The 4,627-nt window shown below is 65.0% G+C and carries 6 protein-coding genes; 2 read left to right on the top strand and 4 right to left on the bottom strand.

Annotation, left to right across the window (positions count from 1 at the left end):
• Nucleotides 1-242: 242 nt before the first annotated feature.
• From GVY64_RS36470 to GVY64_RS39375, 4 genes are all read right to left on the bottom strand, one after another.
• Nucleotides 243-731, bottom strand: a complete 489-nt coding sequence (locus GVY64_RS36470; RefSeq protein ID WP_201298330.1) for a GNAT family N-acetyltransferase — start codon at nucleotides 729-731, stop codon at nucleotides 243-245.
• Between the two features lie 163 nt (nucleotides 732-894).
• Nucleotides 895-1,188, bottom strand: a complete 294-nt coding sequence (locus GVY64_RS36465) for a type II toxin-antitoxin system RelE/ParE family toxin (protein ID WP_159851195.1) — start codon at nucleotides 1,186-1,188, stop codon at nucleotides 895-897.
• Complete coding sequence (locus GVY64_RS36460; RefSeq protein WP_159851193.1) at nucleotides 1,185-1,433, bottom strand: type II toxin-antitoxin system ParD family antitoxin; 249 nt, start codon at nucleotides 1,431-1,433, stop codon at nucleotides 1,185-1,187. The genes GVY64_RS36465 and GVY64_RS36460 overlap by 4 nt, the downstream gene beginning before the upstream one ends.
• A gap of 947 nt (nucleotides 1,434-2,380) precedes the next feature.
• A complete protein-coding gene (locus GVY64_RS39375; RefSeq protein ID WP_236567541.1) occupies nucleotides 2,381-2,932 on the bottom strand; it encodes a recombinase family protein in 552 nt (183 codons plus the stop codon).
• A 397-nt stretch (nucleotides 2,933-3,329) separates the two neighbouring features.
• Here GVY64_RS39375 and GVY64_RS36450 point away from each other — a divergent pair, with 397 nt between their 5' ends.
• The gene (locus tag GVY64_RS36450; RefSeq protein WP_159851191.1) at nucleotides 3,330-3,566 is read left to right on the top strand and encodes a hypothetical protein; all 237 of its coding nucleotides are present in this window, start codon (nucleotides 3,330-3,332) and stop codon (nucleotides 3,564-3,566) included.
• A gap of 242 nt (nucleotides 3,567-3,808) precedes the next feature.
• The coding region (locus GVY64_RS36445) for a hypothetical protein (protein ID WP_159851189.1) at nucleotides 3,809-4,627 on the top strand (819 nt) is incomplete at its 3' end.

Raw genomic sequence — 4,627 nt, 5'->3', positions numbered from 1 at the left:
CGGACCGGCAGTAGCGGTTCGATCACTGTCCACAACTCGTCTTCCACGATCCACGGGGCCGCCACGACGAAACATACTGCACCGCAACGAGAATCACCGCCACTCAACAGAACCTGTTAGGGGCTCTTAACAGTACCCCGTCTCGGATACTCCTCGAGATACCCTGCTCAGCATGCTCTGACCGTGAAATTCCGCGTCGGGTAATCGAATAACGTGAGTTCCCATTGGAGATGGCGCCTTGCCTAGAGCTTCAGCGACCAGAATTCTTGTTCGAAACTCTTCCCATAGGCCTTTTGCCCACGCATCACCTCAGTCATGCGGAACTTGAGGCGCCCATAAAGCGCCCTTGCGTCGACAAGGCAGCTATAGGTTTCGAGTTGCACCTCCAGAAATGAGTGCGCGCGAGCATGATCGAGAGCGATTCTCATTATCTCATACCCAGCGCCTCTACCCCTATACTGCGGCAGGACTAGCACGAAGTTAAGGAATGCCACACCGTCAGCTCTGTCCGATATCGCTATCGACGCTGCGCGTTTGTCCCCTACCCATCCAACCCAGATGCGATTGAATGAGCTTGGTAATTCAAGAAAGGCGCGCATCTTCTCGGCGATATTATCCTGAAAACGCCTGTCAAAACCGAACTCGGTGGCATAGACATCGCCATGCGCGGAAATTATCCATTCGTGATCGTCCTGTTGCGCTAATCGCACCGTCAATTCTGTGGCCGTCATTCGAAACCCCTATCTGTGCCGGCTTCTATCCATTTCGCACGAACCGGCACACCAGCTCGATGCGCGAATCCATTGTCGACTGCGCCAGCATCCGCGCCGCCTGCTGCTTCGTCCAGCCCGCCAGCATTCCCGTGAACACCGCCGGGGCCGCCCTGTTTCCCGGTCAGAGGTGATGCTCGGCGTCCATCCGCTGGTGCAGGATGCGCATGATCTCGACGATGCCGCCGGTGGCGATCCGGTAGTAAATCGTGTGGGATCCGGTGGGTAGTCGGAAGTAGCCGGGGCGGATGTCGTCGCAGGACCGGCCGATGCGGGGGTTGGCGGCGACACGGTCGAAGGCGCGCAGCAGCTCGCGCACGTAGTGCTCGGCCTGGTCGATGTCCCAGCGGTCGAGGGTGTAGTCGTAGATCTGTTCGAGGTCGGCGTGGGCGACGGGGTTGAGCAGATACCGGCTCACCGGCGCCGGGCCTGCGCCCGCTTGCGGGCCAGGAACTCCTCGCCGTCGAACGGCAGGGCGGGGCCGGCGTCCTCGGCCTCGATGAGGGCCTCACGCACCGCGCGCAGCTTGGTCTCACGATCCTCGAGCAGCCGCAGGGCGGCACGGACCACGTCACTGACCGAGCCGTAGCGACCCGAACCGACCTCGGCTTCGATGAACTCGAGGTAGTGATCGCCCAGGCTGACGGACGTGTTCTTGGCCATGCCCCACGATACCAATTTTTGGTATACCGCATCGGCCTTGACATCCCCCGCGTAGTGGCAGTGTCCTGGGTGCGGCCGGGGTCTGGGCCGCCGCTCGGGCACTGGTCGAAACGCCGCGGGCTCGGTCGTTCTCCACGGGCCGGGCCCTGCGGTGGCGTGAACCGCATCGACCGAGGGATGATCGGTGTGCGGGTGCCGGTCGGGCGTGAAGGCCCGCCCCCGCGTGCCTTGCCATCGCCGTGTGACGCATGTCAGCCGCACCGCCACCGAAGCTGCCCTGCGTACTGGGTTGCTTCTTCCCGCTGCTTTATCCGGTCTGCGCTCAGTTCCGTGCTCGAAACCGGAATCTTCGCAGGTCAACAGTCGTCGGATCCCGGCGGCCGGTCGAGAACTCTCCTGGACGCGACTTCGGCCCCGGTGCAGGATCCGGGGCCGAAGCGGTAGTGAGGCGAACTTCCTCGACGGGATATCGAGGCCCCGTCGACGTTACCGCCGCTGGACTGGGGTGACGGGTAGCCCTGGCGAGGGTGTCGCGGGCGGTGGTAAATGCTTGACACGTGAGGGTGGAGTGGCAGGCTGCTGGGTGAGGTCGGGGTCTGAAGCGTTGGAGTTCGGGCACTGGCCGTAACGCCGCAGGTTCGGTCGTGACGCCAGGGCTGGGCCTGCGGTGTCGTGTCCGAGGGGGTGGTGGGATTGATGGCGCGGTCGTGACCGGCGATTGTTCGAATAGCGGATTTGCGACTTCAGTCGCTCGGCGCAACAGCCCGGAGACATTCATGGTTACCCCGCTGCAGCACCCCACTGGTTCGCCGAGAGTGACCCGACCGCCAACGGCGGGTCCCGGCGCGGCCCGGCTGATACCCCGGGCGCCCGGACACCACCGAGGTCCGGGCTCGATGCGCAACTTGCGCCGCTGCGGATCCCGGCCGGTGGTGCTCGGTGTCGTGCTACTCGCCGCCGGTGTGGTTGCGCTGGTTCCGCTGCGTGTGTGGTGGCGTGACTACGGCGGTCCGCTGGTGATCGTCGCCTACCTGCAATATCTGGGCGTGGCCGCGACCGTCACATGGTGGGGACTGCGCGGGGCCGGCCGCCACCGGCAGTCGTCGTGGCGGGGTATGACACCAGAGAAGAACAGTGGTCCTCATGTCGCCGGACAGGGCAGAAGCCGATGAGCGAGCCGATCCACGCTTCGACCCGGTGCTGGTCAGCCGCGGAGGTGGGCGCACACAGCCTCGCTTCACGAACTCCACCCGCACGCCCTTGCCGGTCAGGGTGCGCACCAACCGGCGAAGGTCGTCGAGGTTGCGCGCGAGGCGGTCCATGGAGTGCACGATCACGGTGTCACCGTCGCGCACGAACCCGATCAGCTCCTCCAGCTGCGGGCGTGCGGTGTCCTTCCCGGAGGCCTTGTCGATGAAGGTGCGCTCGACGGCGATCCCGTCGAGCTGGCGGACGGTGTTCTGGTCGACCGCGCTCACCCTGATATAGCCGACGCGCATAACTGACCTCTCTGCCACTTGAAATGTCAAGTTGAAGTCTAAGAATCCAGCGGACGCATGTCAAGAAATGCAGAAGCAGACTCTATTCTGACGCTTTTCAGTCCGGTCACCGCTGTGGTGTTGGGGTGTACCCCAGATACACACGAGTGCGACTCATCTGAACGCCGATCGGCAACCGTGAATAGGGATCCACGTACGTAGACAGGTATATGCCGGTGTGAATGACCGATGTGGGGCCGGTACCTATCCGATGAGGATGGTTGTCGTGCAGCGAGCGCACCACCGGTGACAACACCGTCACCCGAAACCGCCCTCGACAACGGCGTCGGTAGGCCGACAAGGAAGTCGGCCGCACAGGCGGGATCCCGCAACGTCACCAACCAGGAAACCCATTCTGATGTCCACTAACCCGTTCAGCATGTTCGGCTTGGTCGCCGCACTCGACGGCCGCAACATCCAAGCCCACCTCACCGGCACCGTCGCCGACTGCACGGTCTGCGCCACCGTGTCCGGCCCGGTCACCGCCTGCCCAGCCGACCACGTCGCCGAGATCACCCGCACCGCGCAACGCCCCTTGGCAGCCACCGACATCGTCGACCACCTCGGCGCGGTCGGATACATCGCGGCCTCGTAGAAGCGAAGGTGTATGCCCCACCGGGTTTCACCCGGGCAACCCCTCAGAGCCAGATCCCACGGTTGAGCTCGACTCCGGCGAAGTAGCCTCGTAAAGCCACCTCTTCCCAGCCGAGGGTGTAGCGGCTCCGGGGGCCGGTGGGCGGCTGTCTGGCCTCGCGGGTGTCGGGTCTGGCCGTCGGTGCGGTCCCGAGCAAGATGACGGTTGGTCGATTGGCGGCCGGCGAAATAGGCTCGGCGCTCATGGCCGACTTGTGGGCGATCCGTTGTCGCATGGAGGAACGCGGTCTGCTTCGCGACGCAGCCCGGCTGTATAAGCGCGCCGCGCTGGCCGGTGACGCGAGTGCCGCCGCCGACCTGGTCCGGTGCTGGCATCTGGCTCATCCCGACGACCGGTGCGCCGCACGATGGGCCGCTGAGAACGCCCCTGTCGATGACCCGGGCCACGCTGCATACCTGCTGCGGGCCTTGCGCCGGGTTGGCGCGGACGGCGAGGCACGGCACCTGGCCGAGCGTGTTGCCGCAGGCGTTCGCCTCGACGACCCGCCCCGTGTCGCGGACCTGGTCGTCACGCTTCGGGAGGCCAGCTGGGAATGCCAGGTCAGACAGCTGGCGGAGCGCGGCTCGGAACTCGCCGGCCTTGATGACCCGTGGGCAGGCGTGAGCTCGCCGGAGGTCCTCCAGGAAGCACGCCGGAAGTTCATGGAAGAGTATGCGGCCAACCCGCCTGTCATGCCCACCACCGCGAACGTTCGGCTCGATGACCCGATCGAGGTCAGCGGCCTGCTCGAGGAACTACGTGAGAACGGTGACCTCGGCGAGGCGCAGCTGCTGGCGACCAGGGCCAGCCTCGCGATCGGTGTGGACAACCCGTACTGTGTCGCCTGCTTCCTGAAGGAACTACGGCAGCTCGGCGCGACGGACGCGACCGCCTCGCTGGTATCGCGAGATCCTGCCCGGCAGGTCAGGCTCGACCGGCTGTTCGGGGTACGGGACTTGCTGATCGAGTTCCACGAGGCTGGTGCGGAAGAGCAGGGCAGGCTGCTGGCCGACCGCGCTGCC

This window comes from Nocardia sp. CY41 (assembly GCF_009829325.1).
In the GTDB taxonomy this organism is placed as follows: Bacteria; Actinomycetota; Actinomycetes; order Mycobacteriales; family Mycobacteriaceae; genus Nocardia.
Note: the sequence above shows the minus strand (reverse complement) of the source record. Positions and strands in the feature narration are given on the sequence as shown.

Bases quoted from the DNA above. Each gene is read 5' to 3' on its own strand.
- GVY64_RS36470 (WP_201298330.1), bottom strand. From the start codon at position 731: ATGACGGCCACAGAATTGACGGTGCGATTAGCGCAACAGGACGATCAC.
- GVY64_RS39375 (WP_236567541.1), bottom strand. From the start codon at position 2,932: ATGCGCGTCGGCTATATCAGGGTGAGCGCGGTCGACCAGAACACCGTC.
- GVY64_RS36460 (WP_159851193.1), bottom strand. From the start codon at position 1,433: ATGGCCAAGAACACGTCCGTCAGCCTGGGCGATCACTACCTCGAGTTC.
- GVY64_RS36450 (WP_159851191.1), top strand. From the start codon at position 3,330: ATGTCCACTAACCCGTTCAGCATGTTCGGCTTGGTCGCCGCACTCGAC.